This window comes from Falsirhodobacter deserti (assembly GCF_004015795.1).
Classification (GTDB): domain Bacteria; phylum Pseudomonadota; class Alphaproteobacteria; order Rhodobacterales; family Rhodobacteraceae; genus Falsirhodobacter; species Falsirhodobacter deserti.
On record NZ_ML137218.1, the window covers coordinates 2,034,815 to 2,055,678 of the forward strand.

Consider the following 20,864-nt stretch of genomic DNA (forward strand, 5'->3'; position numbering starts at 1 on the left):
GGCACCTCGGCCACCATGAACTGGATATCGAATTACGTCCGCCCGAAGATCAACTCGCTCTTCTCGCGCCGGGAGGTGCCGGAAAACCTGTGGACCAAATGCCCCGAATGCGGGACCATGCTGTTCCACCGGGAACTGGCCGACAACCTGAATGTCTGCACGAATTGCGATCACCACATGGCGATCAGCCCGCGCGCACGTTTCAACGCGCTGTTCGACAGCGGCATCTTCACCGAAATCGCCGTGCCCGAACCCGTGGCCGATCCGCTGCACTTCCGCGACCAGAAGAAATACCCCGACCGGCTGAAGGCCGCGCAGAAAAGCACGGGCGAAAAGGAAGCGATGCTTGTGGTGGAGGGTGAGATCGCCCGCACGCCCGTTGTCGCCGCCTGTCAGGACTTCTCGTTCATGGCGGGTTCCATGGGCATGTATGTGGGCAACGCCATCGTTGCTGCTGCCGAACGTGCGGTTGCGCTGAAGCGACCGCTGATCCTGTTTTCGGCCGCTGGCGGCGCGCGCATGCAGGAAGGCATCTTGTCGCTGATGCAGATGCCGCGCACCACGGTGGCCGTGCAGATGCTGAAGGAAGCCGGCCTGCCCTATATCGTGGTGCTGACGCACCCGACCACGGGCGGCGTGACCGCCTCCTATGCGATGCTGGGCGATGTCCAGATCTCGGAACCGAACGCGCTGATCTGCTTCGCCGGCCCGCGCGTGATCGAACAAACGATTCGCGAAAAGCTGCCGGAAGGGTTCCAGCGCGCCGAATACCTGCTGGATCACGGGATGCTGGACCGCGTGACGCATCGCAAGGCCCTGCGGGACGAACTGGTGACCATCCTGCGGATGCTGACCCGCCAGCCGCCTGCCGTCAAAGGCGATCTGCCTGCCCCGCCCGTGGAAGAGCCCGCTTCTGCCACACCCGCACCGGCCACCGAGGGGTGAGCGGCTCCGACCTCATCCTGCAGCGGATGATGTCGCTGCATCCGAAGGTGATCGACCTCACCCTTGACCGGATGCACCGGCTGCTGGCGGCGCTTGGTCACCCCGAGCATCGCCTGCCGCCGGTGATCCACATCGCCGGCACCAACGGCAAAGGCTCCACCCAAGCGATGATCCGCGCGGGGCTGGAAGCGGCGGGCCAGCGCGTTCACGCCTATACCTCGCCGCATCTGGCGCGGTTTCACGAACGCATCCGCATCGCCGGCAAACTGATCTCCGAGGATGACCTGACGGCGTTGCTGGACGAATGTTCGGCAGCGAACGGCACTGAAGCCATCACCTTCTTCGAGATCACGACGGCGGCAGGGCTTCTTGCTTTCGCGCGCACGCCGGCAGATGCGGCACTGCTGGAGGTGGGGCTGGGCGGCCGACTGGACGCGACCAACGTGATCGAAACGCCCCGCCTGACGGTGATCACCCCCGTGTCGATCGATCATCAGCAATATCTGGGCGACACACTGGCCGAGATCGCAGGCGAAAAAGCCGGCATCCTGAAGCGCGGGGTGCCCTGCGTGGTCGGCCCGCAGGCCCCCGAGGGGCTGGAGGTCATCGAGGCTCGCGCCGCCCGTCTGGGTGTGCCGCTTCTGGCCTATGGACAGCATTGGCACGTTCAGGCGGAACACGGGCGGCTGGTTTATCAGGACGAAACCGGCCTGCTGGACCTTCCCCTGCCCTGCCTTCCTGGCCCGCACCAGATCCAGAACGCCGGTGCCGCCATTGCCGCGCTGCGCCATCTGGGCCATGACGAACACGCCTGCGAGGCGGCCGTCACGCAGGCCGAATGGCCTGCCCGGATGCAGCGCCTTCGCCGCGGGCCGCTGATCGAAAAAGCGCCACAGGCCGAAGTGTGGCTGGACGGCGGGCACAATCCTGCCGGCGGGCAGGCGATCGCAGCCACGCTGGCCAGCCTTCCGCCACGACCCACCCATCTGATCTGCGGCATGCTGAACACGAAGGACGTGACGGGATACATGCGTCCGCTGGCAGGCATCGCCGAAACATTGACGGCAGTGGCCATTCCGGGGGAGGCGAACACCCTGCCCGCCGAAGCCACGCAGGATGCGGCACGTCAGGTTGGCATCCCGGCCATGATCGCGGAAAGCGTGGCCGAGGCGTTGGGTGCCATCATCGCGAAAGAACCGCAGGCGCGTGTGCTGATCTGCGGCTCGCTTTATCTGGCAGGGGCGATCCTGCGCGAAAACGGTTAACGTTTTCCGTCGGCAAGGCGCAGCTGGCGCGCGCGGGTCAGGATCGCATCCTCGATCACGCGCGTCGTGTCTGCCGACACCGCAGCCCCGCCGCTGGTTTGCAGCGAAACATGCAATGAACGGGCATCCAGCGCCGCATCCTGCACATAAACCGTTGCGCGATAGGCGCGCCCGCCGCCGGGCGGTGTGCCATAACCGGTCGTGAACACGCCCGAGAACGGATCGACCGTCTGAACCGGCAGGAAGCTCAGCACATCCAGCGCGGCGGTCCAGATATAGCGGTTGACGGCGATACGCGTATTGGGATCGGCACTGTTGCGGAACAGTTGCCAGATGTTGCCGTCACCACGTTGCCCGCCCACGACATCACTGCGGTATGGCTCGGCCTGAGCAAGCTGCTCGCGCTGGCGGTCCGCCGCCTCGCGGCTTCCGCAGGAAGCCAGAAGGATGACAAGGCTGCCGAGGCAGGCCATGCGCGCGAAACGTTTCATGGTCATGCGATCCCCACACTGCGTCTTGTCGCCTGTCCTAGCCGAGGGACCCTCGTGGAACAAGTAATTTCCCCGTCCGGGGGCAGTGTTGCATCGCTGCATCATTATTATCGTCAATCCCCGCCTCATCTCCGTTATGATTGATTTCACACAAACGAGAGCGGAAACATTATGCCAGTCCCGCACCGTAAAGGTCGGGTCGGGCCTTTTACAGGTAAACGAGGGAAACAATGAAAAAGCTTCTTCTGGCGACATCGATCCTCGCCGCAACCACTGGCTACGCAGCCGCAGAAATCTCCCTGACGGGCGACGCACGTATGGGTGTCGTGTATGACGGCGAAGACGTGCAGTTCTCCGAGCGCGCCCGCGTCAAGTTCAACCTGTCGGGCCAAACCGACACGGGTCTGGAATTCGGCGCTTCGTTCCGTGCTGACCAAGCTTCCGGCTCGGCCAGTGGCGGTTCGTTCGGCGCAACCGACAGCAAGCGTGGCACGGTCTGGATCTCGGGCGCATTCGGCCAGCTGACGATGGGCGACGTAAACTCCGCTGCTGAAGAAGCAATCGGCGACCTGTCGCCTGTCGGTTTCTCGGGCCTCGGCGACCTTTCCGACATCCCCTACATCAGCGGTGACGGCGCTGACACGCTGGACCAGGGTCCGGGCGCTCTGTACAGCTACACCATCTCTGGCTTCGAATTCCACCTGGGCATGACCGACGGCAGCCGTCAGTTCGGCCTGACCGAGACCGTTCCGGGCGAAGACGATCTGGGCAACCCGATCGACATCACCCGCGAAGCCGAGCGTGACACGACCTACTCGGTTGCTGTAGCTTACGCCGCTGATAACTACAAAGTTGCTCTGGGCTACCTCGACAACGGCGAATACGAAGACAACGGTCTGGGCAACTACGGCGGCAGCCAGTGGATCATCTCGGGTGAAACCGACGTGGCTGGCTTTGGCGTAAAAGCTTTCTACACCAGCTATGACGATGTGGTGGACTCGAACTTCGACGTCGAAGCTGACAAGACCTATGGCCTGAACCTTGACTATCAGTTCGGCGCCACGACCGGGACGGGCTTCGCACGTCGTGACGAACTGGCAAGCAACAACGAATTTGGCGATGACAAGCTCGACACGTTCGGCATCGGTGCCATCTACGACCTCGGCGGTGGCGCTTCGCTCCGCGCTGGTGTTGTCGACACCGACCTGATCGTGGACGAGAACGGCAAAGGCCAAACGGTTGCCGACGTCGGCGTCCGCCTGAACTTCTGATCCTCTCGGATCATCGTTCTTGGAAAGAGCAGGCATTTGCCTGCTCTTTTCTTTTTCCACGCGCCCCGCTACGCCTTTGATATGGGATATGACGACATCATCCGGCGCATCCGCGCCGCAGAGGCGACGCATGGACGGCCCGAGGGTTCTGTCCGGTTGATTGCCGTTTCGAAGGTCCAGCCGAATCCGCGGGTGGAGGCTGTGCTTCAGGCCGGCCATCGCCTGTTCGGCGAAAACTATGTGCAGGAAGCACAGGGCAAGTGGCCCGCCTTTCGCGAAAACTTCGGCGCGGTGGATGTGCATCTGATCGGCCCCCTACAGACCAACAAGGCCAAACCCGCGATGGATCTGTTCGACGCGATCCATACGCTGGACCGCCCGTCGCTGGCCCAACGGCTGGCGCGGCTGGCCCAGGATCTTGGCCGCTGCCCGGCGCTTTTCGTTCAGGTCAACACGGGGGAGGAGCCGCAGAAGGCCGGCATCCTGCCACAAGACGCAGATGGCTTCATCTCGCAGGCACGCGCGCTGGATCTGCCGATCATTGGTGCCATGTGCATCCCCCCTGAGGGGGAGAATCCCGGCCCCCATTTTGCGCATCTTGCCCATATTGCGGAACGCAACGGATTGCCGAACCTGTCCATGGGGATGAGCGGTGACTTCGAAACCGCCATCGCGCATGGCGCCACGCATGTGCGCGTGGGCAGCGCGATCTTCGGCGCACGCAGCTACTGAATTCGCAACACCTCGCCCTGCCGGATGCGGCGGGCGATCCAAAGCAGGTCCGGTTGCGCGAATGCCACGCATCCCGCCGTGGGATAGCCGCGCCGGCGCCACGTATGCACGAAAATGGCCGATCCGCAGCCAGCCGTGGCGGGCAGGTTCCAATCCAGCACCAGCACCAGGTCGTAAAGCGGATCAGGCCGGCGCAACGCCTCGTGGCTGAACGGATGCGGCGCGCGGACCGGAAGGTTATAAGCCGGATCGCGCGGATCGTCCGACCAAAGATCGCGCGGACCGATAGGTTGCGCCCAGCGCGGCAAGCCGGTCAGGCGGTCGGGGCGATAAAGCATTCCGACGATCCGATGATCCCCCCGCGGGCTGGCCATGTCGCCCTCTCGCTTGGCATCTGTCACGCCGCCGCGCCCGATGGTGCAGGCAAAGCGCCGCCCCCGGAACAGCGTGCCTGTCGGCGTTACGCGAATCACAGAAGGTGCCCGGACTTGGCCGCTTTGGTCGCCAGATAGGCGGCGTTCTGCGCGGTCTGCCCGACCTTCAGGGGAACACGCTCCACCACCTGCACACCGTGGCTTTCCATCATGTCGATCTTGGCCGGGTTGTTCGTAAGCAGCTTCACGGCGCGAAATCCCATCTGCCGCAGGATACCCGCACCGATCCGGAAATCCCGCTCGTCATCCTCGAAGCCGAGGCGATGATTCGCCTCCACCGTATCGAAGCCCTGATCCTGAAGGGCATAGGCGCGCATCTTGTTCGCCAGCCCGATCCCCCGCCCTTCCTGGTTCAGATACAGCAGCACGCCTTCGCCCTGCGCACCCATCTCGGCCAGTGCGGCGCGAAGTTGCGGGCCACAATCGCATTTCAGGCTGCCCAGGACGTCGCCCGTGAAACAGGCCGAGTGCAGGCGCGCCAGAACCGGTTTGGCGCGATCCGGGCGGCCGATCTCGATTGCGTAATGTTCCGCCGTGTCATCATCGGACCGGAAGATGTGCACGCGCCCCGCCTCGGATGCCACCATCGGCAGGCGGGCCGATACGACCGGCGACATCACATGATCGCGGGCCATCTCTTCCAGCGCGGTGACGGCGGGAAGCGAGGTAAGCAGATCGGGCGCGGCAGCCCGCACCACAACCACCGCCGGCAGAAGCTGTGCCGATTTGGCCAGCGCCACGCCCGCGCGATGGGCCGCGGCATCCCCGCCGCGCAGCGCCTCGAACGGCCCCTTCAACGGCAAGGCCATGTCCCCCGCCGGATCGGCCGCCGCCCGCAACCATGACAGCGGCGCATTGCCCACCGGGATGCGGGCGATGTCACCGTCATAGGGCCGGGCCTTCAGCGTTGCGGCGCGGCGCGCGGTCAGCGCCAGTTCCAGCGGCCCCAGCGCGCGAAGCTCTTCCAGCCGCACCGGCGTCAGCGCCTCCACCGCCGCAACCAGTGCCGTTTCATCGCCGGTCAGCGCCACGGGCAGGCCAAGGCGCAGATCGCTGCGCGCGCGGGCAAGGCGTTCGGTGATGGTCAGCAGCAGCATGGGCGTCTCCATTTGCAGGACCCAGATAACGCCATGCGCCGGATTTTGAAACATATGTCCCGCATTCCACACGTCCGCGTGAGCGGTTGTCGCATTTCTTGCCCCCACCCTGCATCGCCCGCATGTGAAGCGAAACCGCAACCGGAGGGCCAGATGGCAGCCTTGAAGAAAATCCTGCTTGTCGACGATGATGACGATCTGCGCGAAGCGCTGAGCGAACAGCTGGTCATGACCGAGGATTTCGACGTGTTCGAAGCCGGCACCGGTGCCGACGGAATGGAAAAGGCCAAGGCCAGCCATCATGACCTTGTCATCCTTGACGTGGGCCTGCCCGATACCGACGGGCGGGAGTTGTGCCGCCGGATGCGCAAGGCCGGCGTCAAAAGCCCGATCCTGATGCTGACGGGCCATGACTCTGATGCCGACACGATCCTTGGGCTGGATTCGGGTGCGAATGATTACGTCACGAAGCCCTTCAAGTTCCCGGTGCTTCTGGCCCGTATCCGCGCCCAGCTTCGCACCCATGAACAATCCGAAGATGCCGTGTTCCAGCTTGGCCCGTATTCCTTCCGCCCCGCGCAGAAGCTTCTGGTGGATGACAATGACCGCAAGGTCCGCCTGACGGAAAAGGAAACCAACATCCTCAAGTTCCTGTACCGCGCAACGCAAGGCGTGGTTCCGCGCGATGTACTGCTGCACGAGGTTTGGGGCTACAATGCCGGGGTCACGACCCACACGCTGGAAACCCACATCTATCGCCTGCGCCAGAAGATCGAGCCGGACCCCTCGAACGCGCGGCTGCTGGTTACGGAAAGCGGCGGATATCGGCTGGTTCTCTGATCGCTGTCATTGAAACGACAAAAAACAGTCGCAAATTCCGCTTTGCCGCACCGGTACCGATGCGGCACCTCCCTGTTGGACTGGCCGGGCCCTCGTGCCCGGCCTTTTTTTGTGCCATAGCCCTCCCGACGAACGGAGAGAGCCATGCCCTTCACCCTTGCCACCTGGAACATCAACTCGGTCCGCCTGCGCGAGGGCCTCGTGACCCGCCTGCTGGCCGAGGAACTGCCCGACGTGCTGTGCCTGCAAGAGTGCAAGAGCCCGGTGGAAAAGATCCCCCTCGATCGGTTCCGCGCGCTTGGCTACAACTGGATCGTGGCCCGGGGGCAGAAGGGATACAACGGCGTGGCGATCCTGTCGCGCCTGCCCATCGTGGATGCGGGGGATCGCGATTTCGCTTCGATGGGGCACGCGCGGCACGTGTCCGCCACGCTGGAAAACGGCGTGACGATCCACAACTGCTATGTCCCCGCAGGCGGCGATGTTCCCGACCGCGAGGTGAACATCAAGTTCGGCCAGAAGCTGGATTACCTGACCGAGATGCGCGACTGGGCGCATGGGGAAAAGCCACGGAAATCGATCCTTGTGGGGGATCTGAACATCGCCCCGCGCGAGGATGACGTCTGGTCGCACAAGCAGCTGCTGAAGATCGTCAGCCACACCCCGATCGAGGTGGAGCATCTGGCAATGGCGCAGGATGCCGGTGCATGGGTGGACATCACCCGCCAGGACATCCCCGAAGGGCGGCTTTACAGCTGGTGGTCCTATCGTGCCGCCGACTGGAACACCGCCGACAAGGGCCGCAGGCTGGATCACATCTGGGCCACGGCCGATATCGCGAATGCGGGTCACTCCAGCCGCGTGCTGCGCGATGTGCGCGGATGGGAACAACCCTCGGATCATGTGCCGGTTTTCGCCAGCTTCGATCTATGATCCCCTTGGCCTTCGCGCCCATCACGCGCATATAAGGCGCAACGCATCACGGAGGCACAGATGTTCGGTCTTGGCGAAACACAAGCACCCAAAGGCGACCTGATCAAGGACGGCTCGGAAGCGACCTTCATGGAGGACGTGATCGAGGCCAGCCGCGAGGTGCCGGTGATCGTGGATTTCTGGGCGCCCTGGTGCGGCCCGTGCAAGACGCTTGGCCCCGCGCTGGAAGCTGCCGTCACCGCTGCCAAGGGCAAGGTGAAGATGGTGAAGGTCGACGTGGACCAGAACCAGCGCATCGCGGCACAGCTTCGCGTCCAGTCCATCCCCACGGTTTACGCCTTCTGGCAGGGCCAGCCGCTCGATGCGTTCCAGGGCGCGCTGCCGCAGTCCGAGATCAAGGCCTTCGTTGACAAGCTGGCCGCGATGGCCGGTGATGGCGGCTTGGGCGAGGCGCTGGAAGCGGCCGAGCAGATGCTGGCCGAAGGCGCGGTCACCGATGCCGCCGAAACCTTCGCCGCCATTCTGGGCGAGGAGCCGGATAATGCCGCCGCCTATGCCGGCCTGATCCGCTGCCAGCTGGCTGTCGGCGATCTGGATCAGGCGCAGGCCATGGCCGATGCCGCACCCGGCAAGATCGCCGGCGCGAAAGAGATCGAGGCCGCACGCGCCCAGATCGCACTGGCGCGGCAGGCGGCAAATGCCGGCCCCGAGGCAGACCTGCGCGCCGCCGTGGATGCAGATCCCGACAACCATCAGGCCCGTTTCGATCTGGCGCAGGCGCTTCATGCCTCGGGCAAGGTCGAAGAGGCGGTGGACCAGCTTCTGGACCTGTTCCGCCGCGATCGCGAATGGAATGACGGCGCCGCCCGCGCGCAGCTTTTCACCATCTTCGACGCCCTGAAGCCGCAGGACCCGATCGTTCTGAAAGGCCGGCGCAAGCTCTCCTCCATGATCTTTGCGTGATGTCTTTCTTTGCCCCCGTCTCGGGCTAGGTCCGCCAGCATGATCAAGGCTGCCGACCTGCCCGAGACGCTTCCCCTTTTCCCGCTGCCGGGTGCGCTGCTTCTGCCGCGTGCCCGTCTGCCGCTGCACGTGTACGAACCGCGCTATCTTCAGATGCTGGACGACATGATGAAAACGCCGCAGCGCATGGTCGGCATCATCCAGCCCCGCGAGGGACCGGCCGGTGAAAGGCTGCACAGCATCGGCTGCGCGGGCCGCCTGACCGGATTTTCGGAAACCGAGGACGGGCGCTACATGATCACCCTGTCCGGCATCTCGCGTTTCCGCCTGACCGAGGAAACGCAGGGCTTTCATCCCTATCGCAAGGGGCGGGTGGACTGGTCCAGCTTCACGCGCGATCTGGGCGGGGCCGAAGGCGATCCCGCCTTCGACCGCAAGGCCTTCATGGCCACGCTGTCACGCTATTTCGAGGCGATGGAGCTTTCGACCGACTGGGGCAGCCTGAAGGATGCCGAGGAGGAGTTGCTGATCAACTCCCTTTCCATGCTGTGCCCCTTCCCGCCCGAGGACAAGCAGGCCCTTCTGGAAGCGCCCTCGCTTGTGACGCGGCGCGAAACACTGGTCACGCTGATCGAATTCGCCCTTCGCGGCGGCCTGAACGGAGACACCTTGCAATGACCCCCACCACCTTCGACCGCCGCATGCTGGAGGCGCTTGTCTGCCCGCTGACGCAGACCGTGCTGAGCTATGATGCCGAACGGCAGGAATTGGCATCAAAGGCGGCAGGCGTCGCCTTCCCGATCCGCGATGGCATCCCGATCATGCTGGTCAGCGAAGCGCGGGAGCTGGACTGACCTCAAGGCCGCTCGCCCCGCAGCAGGGCGGGCAGGTGCCCCGACAGCCCGGCCGCCTGACGAATGAACCCGCGGCGCAGGCCCGGAAGCGCATTCACCGCCCCCAGCCCCAGATCCCGACCAAGCCGCAGGATCGGATTTTCGTTCGAGAAGAGCCGGTTCATCGCATCCATGCCCAATGCCATTGTCCGCGTTTCCGGCCCGCGCCAATCCTGATAGCGGGCCAGAACATCCGGCGCGCCGATATCCTCGCCCCGCCGCGCGGCCCGGATCACGACTTCGGCCAGTGCGGCCACATCGCGCAATCCAAGGTTCAGCCCCTGCCCGGCCAGCGGATGAACCCCGTGCGCGGCATCGCCCACCAAGGCAAGGCGCGGCGCCACGAAGCTGCGCGCAAGGCTGAGGGACAGCGGATAGCTGAACCGCGCTCCCGCCAGCTTCAGCGAACCCAGAAAATCCCCGAACCGCGGGCGCAGGGCGGCAAGGTATTCCTCCGCCGGCAGCGCACGCACCGCTTCGGCAATGCTGCGCCGCTCGCTCCACACGATGGATGACCGGTTGTCCGGCAGCGGCAGGATCGCCAGCGGCCCCGTGGGCAGGAAAAGCTGGTGGGCCGTTCCGCCATGCGGCTTTTCATGTTCGACTGCCGTGACCAGCGCCGTCTGCCCGTAATCCCAGCCGATCCGCCCGATGCCGGCGCGTTGGGCCGTGCTGCTGCCGCGACCGTCGCACCCCACAACAAGCCGCGCCTCAAGCCGCAGGCCCGAAGCTGTCAGCGCCCAGCCTTCGCCCTGATCCACCACCTGTTCGCCCGACAAAAGACGGATGCGCGGCTGCGCGCTGATCGCCTTCAGCAGGGCGGCGTAAAGAAAACGATCCTCCAGCATGGTGCCCATGGGCCCATCCTCGATCTCGGCCCCGTCGAATGTCAGAACGAATGGCGAGGCGCCCAGATCCGGCCTGCCCCCCGCCGTGCGGATGCGCAGGATCGGCTGCACCTGATCGGCAACGGCATCCCAGACCCCGACCGCGCGCAGCAACCGGCAGGACGCGGCGGCCAGAGAATAGGCGCGCCCGTCAAACCCTGCTTCCCCCCGTGCGGGGGCAGGGCGGGCATCCACCACGGTGACGTCCAGCCCCCCTTGTGCCAGTGCCAGCGCAAGCGGCAGGCCATTCAGCCCGCCACCGATGATGAGGATGTCGCTTTTGCCGCTCATGGCTTGATTTAGCGATGGACGCGTCCGATTGTCCATCCTGCGCAGGCATCAGCGGGGTGGAACGGGATGGAATGGGGCAAACGCACGGCAGCGGATCTGGGCCGCGACATGCAGTCGGGGCGCCTGAACCCCGTGGATCTGACCGAAGCGTTCCTTGACGCCGCCGCCTCGCATGAACTTGCCCCCCGCATCTTCGCCCGACTGACGCCCGAACGCGCACGCGACGAGGCGCTGGCCGCCGCCACCCGCGCCAAGGACGGACGGCGGCGTGGCCCGCTTGATGGCGTTCCGATCAGCTGGAAGGACCTGTTCGACACTGCAGGCACCGCGACCGAGGCCGGCTCGGCCCTGCTGGCCGGACGCGTTCCCGATACCGATGCGGCGGTTCTGGCCAATGCCACGGCAGGCGGGCTGATCTGTCTTGGCAAAACGCATATGAGCGAGCTGGCATTCTCCGGCCTCGGCCTCAACCCTGTCACGGCGACCGCGCCGAACATCCACGATCCGCAGGCGGTGGCGGGGGGGTCATCTTCGGGGGCGGCGGCCTCGGTCGCGTTCGGGCTGGCCCCGGCGGCGATCGGCAGCGACACAGGCGGCTCGGTCAGGGTGCCGGCGGCTTGGAACGATCTGGTCGGGCTGAAGACCACGCATGGAAGGCTGCCGAACGCGGGCACCGTTCCCTTGTGCGAATCCCTCGACACCATCGGCCCCATTGCGCGCAGCACCGAAGATTGCGCCCTGCTGCTGGCGGCACTGGAAGGGCGGCGGGCGGTGGACCTGTCGGGCAGCGATCTGGCGGGCGCGCGCATCGCCGTGCTGGACACCGTCGCCACGGAGGACCTGCGCGAGGAACCGGCGCAGGCCTTCCAGTCAGCGCTTGACCGGCTGGCGATGACCGGCGCGCAGCTTGCGCGGCTGGCCTTTGATCCCCTGCACGAGATGCTGGCCTTTTCCGGCATGCTTCTGACGGCCGAAGCCTATGCCATCTGGCGCGACCCGATCACCGAGGCCGGCAGCCGGATGTTCCCCCCGATCCGCCAGCGATTCGAAGCCGGCCGCGATGTGGGTGCGGCAGATTACATCGCCTATCTTCGCCGTCTTGGACAGATCCGCGCGGAATGGCTGGCCCTGACGGCGGGCTTTGACGCGGTGGTGCTGCCGACGGCTGCCATACTTCCACCCGACGCCGCGCGGCTGATGCAGGACGATGCCTATTACGCAACGGAAAACCTTCTGGCTTTGCGCAACACCCGGATCGCGAACATGCTGGGCCTTTGCGCCCTGACGCTGCCCACCGGCACCCCGTCCTGCGGGCTGATGCTGATGTGCCCGCCCCTGCAGGAGGAGCGGTTGCTGCGCCTTGGCACCGCCGCCGAACGCGCCCTCGGCGTTGTGTGAAACAAACCGGCCACAACCCCGCGAAAGGCGGGGTAAATTCTGGACCCGCCTTTCCCGAAAGGCTATCCTATCGGGAAAAGGGGCAAAAGACCCCGGATACGAGGCAGTCGATGCAGTTCCCCGAAAGGTTTTCGAACCTACCAGAATATGCGTTCCCGCGTCTGCGCGCGCTTCTCGACCCGCATCCGGCGGGTGGCGAGGTGATTCACATGACGATCGGCGAACCCAAGCACCCAATGCCGCCCTTCGTGGCAGATGTGCTGGCGGCGAATCTTGACGGGTTCGGCAAATACCCGGCCAATGACGGCACCCCCGCCCTGCTGGAGGCGATCGGCGGCTGGATCGCACGCCGCTATGATGTGGATCTTGGTCCCGAACGCCTGATGGTTCTGAATGGCACGCGCGAGGGGCTGTTCAACGCCGCGCTGGCCCTTTCGCCCGAAACCAAGAACGGCAAGCGGCCCGTCATCCTGATGCCGAACCCGTTCTATCAGGCCTATACCATGGCCGCGCTGGCCTTGGGGGCCGAGCCTGTTTATGTGCCCGCCACCGCCGAAACCGGCTTCCTGCCCGATTATGCGGGCCTTCCCGCCGAGGTGCTGGACCGGGTGACAGTGGCCTATCTCTGCTCTCCCGCGAATCCGCAGGGGGCGGTCGCCTCGCGCGCCTATCTGGCCAATCTGCTGGCACTGGCCGAAAAGCACGATTTCCGCGTATTCGCCGACGAGTGTTATTCCGAGATCTGGCGCACCGCCCCGCCCCCCGGCGCAATGGAGGTGGCCAAGGATCAGGGCACCGATCCCGAGCGGGTTCTCGTGTTCCACTCGCTTTCCAAGCGGTCGAACCTGCCGGGCCTGCGTTCGGGCTTCGTGGCAGGCGGGGCCGAAGGCATCCGCCATATCCGCAAGCTGCGCGCCTTTGCGGGCGCACCGCTGCCCCTGCCCGTGCAGGCCGTTTCCACCGCCGCCTGGAACGACGAGGCGCATGTGGAAGCATCCCGCGCCCTGTATCATCAGAAATTCAACCTGGCCGAGCGCATCTTTGCGGATGTGCCCGGCTATCGCACGCCCGAGGGCGGGTTCTTCTTGTGGCTGCCTGTTCCCGATGGCGAGGCGGCAGCCCTGAAACTCTGGACCGAAACGGGCCTTCGCGTCCTGCCCGGCGCGTATCTTGCGCGCAAGGTGGACGGGCTGAACCCCGGTGCGGGCTTTATCCGGGTGGCGCTTGTCGCCCCTTATGACGACACGCAGCGCGGGCTGGAAACGCTTCGCGACTGCCTCTACGGGAGGGATTGAGGATGGCATCCTATCACGTCAGGCAGCGCGACCCGCTTCTGGACGAATCCACGCAGGAAATGCTGCAAAAGCGCGGGCGCGAATTGCTTGGCGTCGGCCTTGTGCTGCTGGGCCTGCTGTTCGTCATGATGCTGGGCAGCTATTCCCCGCATGACAAGGGATGGATGGTCGAAAGCGACCAGCCGATCCAGAACACGCTGGGATCCTTCGGCGCTGCCATCGCCTCCACCCTGATCGTCGTCGTCGGTAAGGGCGCATGGGCCATTCCGGTGACGTTGTTCGCCTGGGGCGGACGTTTCGCGATCCATCGCGGATCGGAACGGGCCGTGGGCCGGGCCGTGTTCGCGCTCGTTGGCGTCGCGGCGGCCTCGGTCTTTGCCGCGACCCATGCGCCGGGACCCGAATGGCAGGAAACCTTCGGCCTTGGTGGCCTGTTCGGTGACACGGTGCTGGCCGCGCTGCTGAACCTTCTGCCGCTGCCCACCATCGCGGGGCTGAAGCTTCTTTCTCTTCTGGGCGGCTTTGCACTGGTGGCAGCGATGCTGTTCGTGACCGGCTTCACTATGGCCGAGGTGCGCGGCATCGCGCGCTTCCTGCTGGTCGGGCTGATCCTGACCTATACCAGCATCCTTGGCATGGCAGGGCGTTCCGCCTCGGGTGCGGCGCAGATGGCGGCTGTCATGCAGGAACGCCGGCGGGATCGCGCCACCACCCGTCAGGCCAAGTGGGAGGACGAGGTGATCGAGGAGGATCGTCCGCGCGCCCGCTTCGGCGAGGCCCTGCGCGGGCTTGCCGCGCGCCTTGCCCCCCACCGCGCCGAGGAAGAGATCGAACTGCCCGCCCCGACGATGCGTGCAGGCGATGCCGTGCGCGCGGCCGCCCAGCGCCACGATGCCGCCTGGGGCCGCCCCGATGCGCTGAACATCCAGCCCCGTGCCCCGCGGGTGGAACTGCGGGAAGAACCGCCGCAACCGCGCGGGCTTCTGGCACGCGGTGCGCAGATGGTGCGCCGCGTCGTCGATCCCGACCCGCATCCCGAACCGGAGGAGGATGTCCAGCCCGAGGATCGGATCAAGGCCCGCATCAGCGACGTCATCCGCACCCGCGCCCATCAGACCACCGCCCCCGTTTCCCCCGTGACCGCTGCCGTTCAGCGGCGCGAGCCGCCGCTTGCAGGCCGCCGCAAGTCGCCGCAGCCGCTGGTTGCGGATGCGCGCCGCGCCCGTGGCACGATCGATCTGCCACCCGAACCACCGGTGAAGGCACCGGGCGCAATTCCGCGCCTTGGCCCGGCACTGGACGAACCCGTGACCACCGCCGCCCAGCGCGTTCAGGAATACCAATGGGCGGAAGAAGCGGATCACGCCCAGGACGAGGATGCCTTCTGGGCCGACCAGATCGATACCGTCGCCTATGCCGGCGAGGAGGATGACTGGCCCGAGGAGCAGCTGGACGCCGCACCCATCGCGCAGGCCCCCTCCCCTGCCCCGTCGGCACGTGTTTCCATGCCCGCGCCGAAGGCCGCACCCCGCCCCGAACGGGCGCCGATCCGCTTTGACGACGTGGTGGAATACGAACTGCCGCCCTTGTCGCTTCTGGCCAGCCCCGAAACGATCCAGCGCAACCAGCTCTCGGTCGAGGTGCTGGAGGAGAATGCGCGGCAACTGGAATCGGTGCTGGATGATTACGGCGTGAAGGGTGAAATCGTCAGCGTCCGCCCCGGCCCCGTTGTCACCATGTATGAACTGGAACCTGCGCCGGGCCTGAAGGCCAGCCGCGTGATCGGGCTTGCCGACGATATCGCACGGTCGATGTCGGCGCTTTCGGCGCGGGTGTCCACCGTTCCGGGCCGCACGGTGATCGGGATCGAACTTCCCAACTCCAACCGGGAAAAGGTCATCCTGCGCGAGATCCTTGCAAGCCGCGATTTCGCCGATGGCGGGCACCGCCTGCCGCTGGCGCTGGGCAAGGATATCGGCGGCGATCCGGTCGTGGCCAACCTTGCCAAGATGCCCCACCTTCTGATCGCCGGGACCACCGGATCGGGCAAGTCGGTGGCGATCAACACCATGATCCTGTCGCTGCTTTACAAGCTGACGCCCGAGGAATGCCGCCTGATCATGATCGACCCGAAGATGCTGGAGCTTTCGGTCTATGACGGCATCCCGCACCTTCTGTCGCCCGTGGTCACGGACCCCAAAAAGGCCGTGGTCGCCCTGAAATGGGTCGTGGGCGAGATGGAGGAACGTTACCGCAAGATGTCCAAGATGGGCGTGCGGAACATCGAAGGCTATAACGGCCGGGTGCGCGAGGCGCTGGACAAGGGCGAGATGTTCAAGCGCACCATCCAGACCGGCTTTGACGAGGATACGGGCGAGCCCGTGTTCGAAACCGAAGAGTTCCAGCCCGTCACGATCCCCTTCATCGTGGTGATCGTGGACGAGATGGCCGACCTGATGATGGTTGCAGGAAAAGAGATCGAGGCCTGCATCCAGCGGCTGGCCCAGATGGCCCGCGCCTCGGGCATCCACCTGATCATGGCCACGCAGCGCCCCTCGGTCGATGTCATCACGGGCACGATCAAGGCCAACTTCCCCACGCGGATCTCCTTCTCGGTCACCTCCAAGATCGACAGCCGCACCATTCTTGGCGAACAGGGGGCCGAACAGCTGCTGGGCATGGGCGACATGCTTTACATGGCTGGCGGGTCCAAGATCACCCGCGTGCACGGGCCCTTCGTTTCCGACGAGGAAGTCGAGGAGATCGTCAACCACCTCAAATCCTTCGGCCCGCCGCAATACATGTCGGGCGTCGTGGAAGGCCCCGAGGATGACCGCGCCGACGATATCGACGCCGTGCTTGGCCTTGGCGGCAATACCGATGGCGAGGATTCGCTTTACGATCAGGCCGTGGCCGTGGTCGCCAAGGATCGCAAATGCTCCACCTCCTATATCCAGCGCAAGCTGGGGGTCGGCTATAACAAGGCGGCCAAGCTGGTGGAACAGATGGAAGATCAGGGCGTCGTCACCGCCGCAAACCATGTCGGCAAGCGGGAGATCCTGCTGCCCGAACAATGATCGGGACATTGCAAGGCAAGCAGAACAGGGGGCGCAACAGCGCCCCTTTTTCATGCGCAGGCGCGATGGCGCAACGGTGAACACATGGCACTGGAACGGTGATCGGCACCACCCTAGATTAAGATCCATGAAATCGCTTCGCACATTCATGGCTTCGGCCGTCGCCCTCACCCTTCTGGCCCTGCCCGCAGCGGCCGAGAAGATCCCGTTGTCCGAGATTTCGCGCTACCTGAACTCTTTGACGACCGCGCAATCGGATTTCACGCAGGTGAACCCCGATGGTTCCGTTTCAACCGGACAGCTGATGATCCAGCGCCCCGGTCGGGCACGGTTCCAGTATTCGCAGCCAGACAACTCGGTCGTCATGGCAGGCGGTGGTCAGGTTGCCGTGTTCGATGCCAAGTCGAACCAGCCGCCCGAACAGTATCCGCTGTCGCGCACACCGCTGTCGATCATCCTTGCCGCCAACGTGGATCTGAGCCGCGCGCGCATGGTTGTCGGCCATCAGGAGGTGGAGAACACCACCCGCGTCGTGGCACAGGACCCGCAGCACCCCGAATACGGCACGATCGCCATGGTGTTCACCGCCAACCCGACCGAGCTGCGCCAGTGGATCATCACCGACGACGCCGGCGCCAAGACAACGGTGATTCTGGGGGAGCTGGAGAAAGGCGTGAGCTTGCGCTCCTCGCTCTTCTCCATTCCGTTCGAGGTTCAGCGCCGGGGGAACTAACCCCGGCAGACCGCCAGTTGCGCCTGATACCGCGAAGCGCGCTGTGCGACGCGGTTGGACACCGCCATCAGCCACGGTTTCTGGGTGTAACTGCGGCGGGCGAAACCGGCCCGCCCTTCGTGATAGGCAAGATACTGGTTGGCCGCGTCATAGGGCGACACGCCAAGCTGGGTGCTGGTCTTGTTCATGTACCAGCCCATGAAATCTGTCGCATCCTCGATCCGGTCGCGGCGGGCGCGGCGCTTGCCGGTTTCCTCGCGGTATTCCTCCCACGTGCCGTCCAGCGCCTGGCTGTAGCCATAGGCAGAGCTTTGGCGCCCCATGGGGATGATGCCCAGAAGATACTGGTGCGGCGTGCGGGCATTGCCGATGAACTTCGATTCCTGATGGATCGTTGCCATCTGGACCTGCACCGGAATGCCCCAGCGCTTTTCGGTCGCCTTCATGGCCCGCCAATAGGCGGGACGCTGGTCGATGATGCTGCACGCGTCATCAAGATCGCGCGGTGCGGAGAAGTCGCTGCGCCCACATGACATGAGCACCAGCAAGAGAATCGCCGCCGGGAGAAACCTGCCCATTCGCCCCTCGTCGTTTTTCATTTTGCGCTAGTGTAGGGTTAAAAACTGCATGTGAAAATGGCCGCACGCGAAGAAAACGGGCGAATGGCGGGTCCCCGCCCGTGCTGCCGGTGGACTCGGCAATGCGGTGGGGCTATGCCCCGCAGCCGAAAGGAAGGATCATGATCGTCAAGTCCGAAGCCAAGTATCACCTGGGACAGGTTCTCCGCCACCGGAAGCATCCGTTCCGGGGTGTCGTCTTCGACGTGGACGCGATCTTCGCCAACACGCAGGAATGGTACGATTCCATTCCCGAAGAAAGCCGCCCCGACAAGGACCAGCCCTTTTACCACCTGCTGGCCGAAAACGAGCAGAGCTTCTACGTCGCCTATGTTTCCGAAGGCAACCTTGTGCCCGATGACACCGGCGAGCCGGTGGACCATCCCGACCTTGCCGATCTGTTCGGCGACTTCGAAGATGGTTATTACCCTCTTCAGGTGCATTTGAACTGATGGATTACAACGCGCTTTCCAGAACGCTCGACGCGCTGTGCCACGGCGAAACGGATGCCGTGGCGCTGATGGCGACGGTTGCATGTGAATTGCACCACGCGCACCCCCTGTCCGACTGGACGGGCTTTTACCGGGTGGTTGCGCCAGAGCTGTTGAAGATCGGCCCTTATCAGGGGGGCCATGGCTGCCTTGTCATCCCGTTCAGCCGCGGCGTGTGTGGCGCGGCGGCCCGCACTGGGCAGGCACAGATCGTGCCGGACGTGGAGCTTTTCCCCGGCCATATCGCCTGCGCGTCATCGACGCGGTCGGAACTGGTGCTGCCCGTCTGGAACGGCGCGGGGCGGTTGCTGGGCGTTCTGGATCTGGACAGCAACACGGAGGCCGCCTTCACTGAAGCGGATGCCGAGGCGTTGGCCGCGATCATGTCCCGCATCTTCAAGGATGCGGAGTGAGCTTCGTATATTCCCCGCCCGACGTGCCGCTGCGGGTGATCCATGCCGATGCGCGGATCGTTGTGGCCGACAAACCCTCGGGGCTTTTGTCGGTGCCGGGGCGCGGGGATGACCGGTCGGATTGCCTGATCGCCCGGCTGAGGGTGGAATTTCCCGACATCCTGCTGATCCACCGGCTGGATCTGGACACCTCGGGGGTAATGATCTTTGCACGGGACAAGCCGGCGCAGGGCGAAATCAGCCAGCAATTCGAAAAGCGGCTGACGAAGAAGGTTTATCAGGCACTTCTGGACGGGCGGCTGGAACCGGAGGCTGGCCGAGTGGACCTGCCGCTGATCGTGGACTGGCCCAACCGCCCCCGCCAGCATGTGAACCATGAAACCGGCAAGCCCGCGCAAACCGACTGGCAGGTGATCGCATACGAGGGCAATGCGACGCGCGTGCATCTGATGCCCGTTACGGGCCGCAGCCATCAGCTTCGCGTTCACATGATGGAAACCGGCCACGCGATCCTGGGCGATCCGCTTTATGCGTCGGGGGCGGCCAAGGACCACCCCCGCCTGATGCTGCACGCCGAAACGCTGCGCATCCGGCATCCGGATACGGGGCGCAGCATGACCTTCGCCGCGCCCGTTCCGTTCTAGGCCAGCATGTCGCGCACCAGCGGGATCACCTTCTCGCCGTAAAGGCGGATGGAGTTCATCGACTGTTCGTGCGGTACCGGACCGCCAGAATATTTCAGATCGAAGCGCGACAGGTCCAGCGCGCGGACGGTGGATGCGATCTTCTTCGCGACCGTTTCCGGGCTGCCGACATACATGGAGCCGCGATCCACCTCGCGGTCGAAATCGGCACGGCGCAGCGGGCCCCAGCCGCGCGACTTGCCGACCAGGCTGTGCATGATGCTGTAGCCTGCGAAGAACTGGTCCCGCGCCACCTCGTCCGTTTCGGCCACGTGGCCGGGCGAATGGACGCCGACCGGCAGGACCGGCGTCTCCATCTGCTCCAGGGCCTGATGGTAAAGGTCCACAAAGGGCCGGAAACGGGCCGGAGAGCCGCCGATGATCGCCAGCATCAGCGGCAGGCCATAGCTGGCCGCGCGGATCACCGATTCAGGGCTGCCACCCACGCCGATCCATGTCTTCAGCGTGCCGCCTTCCATCGGCGGAAACACCCGCTGCGCCTTCAGGCCCGGATGGATCGATCCTTTCCACGTGACCGCCTTTTCGCGCGACAGCTTGGTGAACAGGTCCAGCTTTTCGGTGAACAGCCGCTCGTAATCGGAAAGGTCGTATCCGAAAAGCGGGAAGCTTTCGGTGAAAGACCCGCGGCCAAGGATCACTTCTGCCCGTCCGTTCGAGATGGCATCAACCGTGGAAAAGCGCTGGAACACGCGGATCGGATCATCCGAGGACAGCACCGTCACCGCAGATCCCAGCCGGATGCGCTGTGTGCGCGCGGCGATGCCTGCCAGCACCACCTCGGGGGCGGAAATGGCGTAATCCTCGCGGTGGTGTTCGCCGATGCCGATGAAGTCGATCCCGACCTCATCCGCCAGCACGCCCTGATCGACCACATCGCGCACCACCTGCGCGTGGCTTTTCGGTGCGCCGCTGGCGTCGTTCGTCATATCCCCGAACGTGTCGAGGCCCATTTCCAATGTCATGGCTGATGTCCTTCTGTTGCCCCGAAGCTAATGACCGCGCCTGGTGCGCACAATATGCGCGGATGAAGGCGGTTCTGTGCGCCACAGCAGGTTTGGCTGCCCACGCTGGACGCCTCGCACCCTTCGTTGTAA

General features: G+C 64.8%; 22 protein-coding genes. 16 read left to right on the forward strand and 6 right to left on the reverse strand.

The window, feature by feature from the left end:
• Nucleotides 1-15: 15 nt before the first annotated feature.
• Together accD and JX25_RS10340 are read left to right on the forward strand one after the other, a co-directional pair.
• Nucleotides 16-945, forward strand: coding sequence for an acetyl-CoA carboxylase, carboxyltransferase subunit beta (gene accD, locus JX25_RS10335; protein ID WP_128254907.1), 930 nt, complete (start codon nucleotides 16-18; stop codon nucleotides 943-945).
• A 26-nt stretch (nucleotides 946-971) separates the two neighbouring features.
• Complete coding sequence (locus JX25_RS10340; protein WP_128255250.1) at nucleotides 972-2,210, forward strand: bifunctional folylpolyglutamate synthase/dihydrofolate synthase; 1,239 nt, start codon at nucleotides 972-974, stop codon at nucleotides 2,208-2,210.
• On the opposite strand, the gene JX25_RS10345 is transcribed toward JX25_RS10340, so the two are convergent.
• Nucleotides 2,207-2,707: a DUF3576 domain-containing protein gene (locus JX25_RS10345; protein WP_128254908.1), complete on the reverse strand. Its 501-nt coding sequence runs from the start codon at nucleotides 2,705-2,707 to the stop codon at nucleotides 2,207-2,209. The genes JX25_RS10340 and JX25_RS10345 overlap by 4 nt on opposite strands.
• Before the next feature lie 224 nt (nucleotides 2,708-2,931).
• On the opposite strand from JX25_RS10345, the gene JX25_RS10350 reads away from it, so the two are divergent.
• Both JX25_RS10350 and JX25_RS10355 read left to right on the forward strand, forming a co-directional pair.
• A complete protein-coding gene (locus JX25_RS10350; RefSeq protein ID WP_128254909.1) occupies nucleotides 2,932-3,972 on the forward strand; it encodes a porin in 1,041 nt (346 codons plus the stop codon).
• 81 nt (nucleotides 3,973-4,053) lie between these two features.
• Nucleotides 4,054-4,704, forward strand: a complete 651-nt coding sequence (locus JX25_RS10355) for a YggS family pyridoxal phosphate-dependent enzyme (protein WP_128255251.1) — start codon at nucleotides 4,054-4,056, stop codon at nucleotides 4,702-4,704.
• Here the strand turns inward: JX25_RS10355 and JX25_RS10360 are convergent.
• Together JX25_RS10360 and ribA are read right to left on the reverse strand one after the other, a co-directional pair.
• Nucleotides 4,698-5,177: a L,D-transpeptidase family protein gene (locus tag JX25_RS10360; protein WP_128254910.1), complete on the reverse strand. Its 480-nt coding sequence runs from the start codon at nucleotides 5,175-5,177 to the stop codon at nucleotides 4,698-4,700. The genes JX25_RS10355 and JX25_RS10360 overlap by 7 nt on opposite strands.
• Nucleotides 5,174-6,235: a GTP cyclohydrolase II gene (gene ribA / locus JX25_RS10365; RefSeq protein WP_241557904.1), complete on the reverse strand. Its 1,062-nt coding sequence runs from the start codon at nucleotides 6,233-6,235 to the stop codon at nucleotides 5,174-5,176. Before ribA ends, JX25_RS10360 begins: the two co-directional genes overlap by 4 nt.
• A gap of 153 nt (nucleotides 6,236-6,388) precedes the next feature.
• On the opposite strand from ribA, the gene JX25_RS10370 reads away from it, so the two are divergent.
• The 5 genes from JX25_RS10370 (at nucleotide 6,389) to JX25_RS10390 (ending at nucleotide 9,825) form a co-directional block, all read left to right on the forward strand.
• Nucleotides 6,389-7,075: a response regulator transcription factor gene (locus JX25_RS10370; RefSeq protein ID WP_128254912.1), complete on the forward strand. Its 687-nt coding sequence runs from the start codon at nucleotides 6,389-6,391 to the stop codon at nucleotides 7,073-7,075.
• A gap of 144 nt (nucleotides 7,076-7,219) precedes the next feature.
• Nucleotides 7,220-8,008 (forward strand): exodeoxyribonuclease III, encoded by a 789-nt coding sequence (locus JX25_RS10375; RefSeq protein ID WP_128254913.1) that lies wholly within the window; start codon nucleotides 7,220-7,222, stop codon nucleotides 8,006-8,008.
• Nucleotides 8,009-8,068: 60 nt separating this feature from the next.
• The gene (trxA, locus tag JX25_RS10380) at nucleotides 8,069-8,971 is read left to right on the forward strand and encodes a thioredoxin (RefSeq protein ID WP_128254914.1); all 903 of its coding nucleotides are present in this window, start codon (nucleotides 8,069-8,071) and stop codon (nucleotides 8,969-8,971) included.
• A gap of 39 nt (nucleotides 8,972-9,010) precedes the next feature.
• Nucleotides 9,011-9,649 carry an LON peptidase substrate-binding domain-containing protein gene (locus tag JX25_RS10385; protein WP_128254915.1) on the forward strand — a complete coding sequence of 213 codons (639 nt, stop codon included), beginning with the start codon at nucleotides 9,011-9,013 and terminating at the stop codon, nucleotides 9,647-9,649.
• Nucleotides 9,646-9,825: a Trm112 family protein gene (locus JX25_RS10390; RefSeq protein ID WP_128254916.1), complete on the forward strand. Its 180-nt coding sequence runs from the start codon at nucleotides 9,646-9,648 to the stop codon at nucleotides 9,823-9,825. Before JX25_RS10385 ends, JX25_RS10390 begins: the two co-directional genes overlap by 4 nt.
• A gap of 2 nt (nucleotides 9,826-9,827) precedes the next feature.
• Here the strand turns inward: JX25_RS10390 and JX25_RS10395 are convergent, their stop codons facing one another.
• Nucleotides 9,828-11,042, reverse strand: a complete 1,215-nt coding sequence (locus JX25_RS10395) for a UbiH/UbiF/VisC/COQ6 family ubiquinone biosynthesis hydroxylase (RefSeq protein WP_128254917.1) — start codon at nucleotides 11,040-11,042, stop codon at nucleotides 9,828-9,830.
• Nucleotides 11,043-11,108: 66 nt separating this feature from the next.
• On the opposite strand from JX25_RS10395, the gene JX25_RS10400 reads away from it, so the two are divergent.
• The 4 genes from JX25_RS10400 to JX25_RS10415 all read left to right on the forward strand — a co-directional run bounded on the left by JX25_RS10400 (nucleotide 11,109) and on the right by JX25_RS10415 (nucleotide 17,545).
• Nucleotides 11,109-12,440, forward strand: a complete 1,332-nt coding sequence (locus JX25_RS10400) for an amidase (RefSeq protein WP_128254918.1) — start codon at nucleotides 11,109-11,111, stop codon at nucleotides 12,438-12,440.
• A 110-nt stretch (nucleotides 12,441-12,550) separates the two neighbouring features.
• Nucleotides 12,551-13,735, forward strand: coding sequence for an aminotransferase class I/II-fold pyridoxal phosphate-dependent enzyme (locus JX25_RS10405; RefSeq protein WP_128254919.1), 1,185 nt, complete (start codon nucleotides 12,551-12,553; stop codon nucleotides 13,733-13,735).
• 2 nt (nucleotides 13,736-13,737) lie between these two features.
• Nucleotides 13,738-16,812 carry a DNA translocase FtsK gene (locus tag JX25_RS10410; protein WP_128254920.1) on the forward strand — a complete coding sequence of 1,025 codons (3,075 nt, stop codon included), beginning with the start codon at nucleotides 13,738-13,740 and terminating at the stop codon, nucleotides 16,810-16,812.
• 127 nt (nucleotides 16,813-16,939) lie between these two features.
• The gene (locus JX25_RS10415) at nucleotides 16,940-17,545 is read left to right on the forward strand and encodes a LolA family protein (RefSeq protein ID WP_128254921.1); all 606 of its coding nucleotides are present in this window, start codon (nucleotides 16,940-16,942) and stop codon (nucleotides 17,543-17,545) included.
• On the opposite strand, the gene JX25_RS10420 is transcribed toward JX25_RS10415, so the two are convergent.
• Nucleotides 17,542-18,123: a transglycosylase SLT domain-containing protein gene (locus JX25_RS10420; RefSeq protein WP_128254922.1), complete on the reverse strand. Its 582-nt coding sequence runs from the start codon at nucleotides 18,121-18,123 to the stop codon at nucleotides 17,542-17,544. The genes JX25_RS10415 and JX25_RS10420 overlap by 4 nt on opposite strands.
• A gap of 164 nt (nucleotides 18,124-18,287) precedes the next feature.
• Between JX25_RS10420 and hspQ the strand changes: the two genes are divergently transcribed.
• From hspQ to JX25_RS10435, 3 genes are read left to right on the forward strand one after another with little or no spacing between them, the layout of a single operon-like run.
• Complete coding sequence (hspQ, locus tag JX25_RS10425) at nucleotides 18,288-18,614, forward strand: heat shock protein HspQ (protein ID WP_128255252.1); 327 nt, start codon at nucleotides 18,288-18,290, stop codon at nucleotides 18,612-18,614.
• Entirely contained in the window at nucleotides 18,614-19,066 is a 453-nt protein-coding gene (locus JX25_RS10430) for a GAF domain-containing protein (protein ID WP_128254923.1), read from the forward strand. The genes hspQ and JX25_RS10430 overlap by 1 nt, the downstream gene beginning before the upstream one ends.
• Entirely contained in the window at nucleotides 19,063-19,710 is a 648-nt protein-coding gene (locus JX25_RS10435; RefSeq protein ID WP_128254924.1) for a pseudouridine synthase, read from the forward strand. Before JX25_RS10430 ends, JX25_RS10435 begins: the two co-directional genes overlap by 4 nt.
• Here JX25_RS10435 and JX25_RS10440 read toward each other — a convergent pair.
• Nucleotides 19,707-20,732 carry an LLM class flavin-dependent oxidoreductase gene (locus JX25_RS10440; RefSeq protein WP_128254925.1) on the reverse strand — a complete coding sequence of 342 codons (1,026 nt, stop codon included), beginning with the start codon at nucleotides 20,730-20,732 and terminating at the stop codon, nucleotides 19,707-19,709. The two genes, JX25_RS10435 and JX25_RS10440, sit on opposite strands and share 4 nt — an antisense overlap.
• Nucleotides 20,733-20,864: the final 132 nt, after the last annotated feature.